General features: G+C 71.6%; 1 protein-coding gene and 1 pseudogene. Both read left to right on the plus strand.

The genetic code is table 11. The features are described 5' to 3' along the window. Positions 1-776 (plus strand): annotated as a pseudogene (locus tag G5C65_RS36375) (hypothetical protein); the annotation flags it as partial. A 26-nt stretch (positions 777-802) separates the two neighbouring features. After that, positions 803-1,795 (plus strand): transporter substrate-binding domain-containing protein, encoded by a 993-nt coding sequence (locus G5C65_RS36380; RefSeq protein WP_165303322.1) that lies wholly within the window; start codon positions 803-805, stop codon positions 1,793-1,795. Positions 1,796-1,948: the final 153 nt, after the last annotated feature.

Below are 1,948 nucleotides of genomic sequence, written 5' to 3' on the forward strand. Positions count from 1 at the left end.
GGACGCGGGGGACGCGGGCGGTACGCAGAACGCAGGGCGCGCGGGGTACCCGGAAGGGGCGCACGGGCGGGACCGGCGGCGCGCGAGGCGGCGGCAGCGGCCCGAGCGCGGACAGGGGCGCGACCAGCGGCGCCTCGCCCCTGGTCACCTTCGCCGTGCTGGCGCTGCTGCTGACGGGTACGGCGCTGGCCGGAGCCGCCGCGCTCGCCGGGTACTTCGGCGGGTGGGAGTCCGCCGGATACGTGCTCGCCCTGATCGGCTTCCTCTTCGCCGCCTACTTCGCCTTGAACCAGATCGGCGACCTGGCGCCGAAGCACTTTCTGGCGGCGCTGCTGGGCGCCCTGGCGACGGCCGGCTGCGCCGGCGCCGCGCTCTTCCTCGTCCTCGACGCCCTGCCCGACGACGTCACCGCCGAGACGGCGCTCGACGGCAACGGCGACGGCAACGGGGGCAGGGACGGGGACGACGGCGCTGTGCTGCTCGGGCACAGCGACACCGTGCGCCTCACCGTGCGGGCCGAGCCGAGCCACGGCACGCTGCGGCTCGCCCTGGCCGCAGCCAACAAGAGCCCCGGCACCTCCTGCCTGCCGCGCAGTGAGCTGAAGTTCTCCGGCGCCGACCTCGCGCGGCCGACGTCGGCCAGCATGAACACGACGATGGAGACGGACCTCCCCCTCGCCACCACCCGCGCACCGAAGGTGGATGTGGACATCCGGCTGGCGGCGGGGGCGGGCTGCGAGATTCTCCTCGAAGTCAAGAGAGCCGAGTACCGCTAGTGCCGTGGCCCAAGGAGGGTACTGCCATGTCCGTTCCGCACCGGCGGCGCGTCTGCGCCTGGGCCTCGTTACTCCTGTCCCTGAGCCTCGCCCTCGCGGCCTGCGGGGGCGGCGGCGACGGCGACGGCGACGGCGACGGCGACGGCGACGGAACCGGCAAGGGCGACAAGCCGGGGAAGCCGTCGAGTTCCGGCCCGGACAAGGGGCTGTTCGCCGAGGGCAATGTGACCGTCGGCCTCAAGAAGGGCCAGCCGGGGTTCAACACGAAGAAGGGGTACCGGTTCGCCGGGTTCGAGTCGGCGCTGATGCAGGGGCTGGCCGACCGGGGGCGCTTCGAGGTCACCACGTACGACCTCCCCTCACTCGCCCGCGAGGAGAAGCTCAAGGCGCGGGCCGCCGACCTGATCATCGCCACCTACTCCATCACCGACGAGCGAGACGAGGAGGTGGACTTCACCGCGCCCTATCTGAAGACCCCGCAGGGCGTGCTGGTGCGCAAGCAGGACGACTCGATCAAGGAGAAGGCGGATCTCGCGGGCAAGCTGGTGTGCACCGCCTCCGGCTCCACCTCGGACCCGAAGAGCGTCAGCGAGCGCGAGTCCCAGAAGCGGATCGAGGACTCCCTGGGCGTCAAGGTCACCCTGGGCACCCGCGACGACTACAAGGAGTGCGTGAAGGCCCTCCAGGCCGGCGACTTCAACGCCGTGTGGACCGACAAGGTCATCCTCCACGGCTTCACGGAGGACACCAGGCACTACGGCGACGTCAAGGTCGTCGAGAACATCACCTACGACCCCGAGCAGTACTACGGCATCGGCCTGCCCGAGGGCTACCAGGCGGACTGCAAGCGGCTCAACCGGATGCTGCGGTCCTGGCTGAACACCTCCTGGCGCGCCGCGTTCCGCGAGTACTTCCCCGGCCTGGCCAAGCGCTACCCGGGCAGCTTCGAGCAGCGCTTCAGGCCGAGCATGGCGGAGTTCCGGGACTTCGAGAAGACCTCGTGCGGCCGGCGGGACTGAGCCCGCGGCGGGCCGCGCCAGGGCCTTAGGGGGTGTTTCGAAAGCCCCGTGCGGCGCATGGGGCGTCCGGTGCGTGCTCTCGGCGTGCCGGGTGAAAGCCCTCGTACTGGGCGTACTCGGGCTTTCGGCCGGTGCGGCGAGAGCACGTGCCGG

The organism is Streptomyces boncukensis, assembly GCF_011045075.1.
GTDB lineage: Bacteria > Actinomycetota > Actinomycetes > Streptomycetales > Streptomycetaceae > Streptomyces > Streptomyces boncukensis.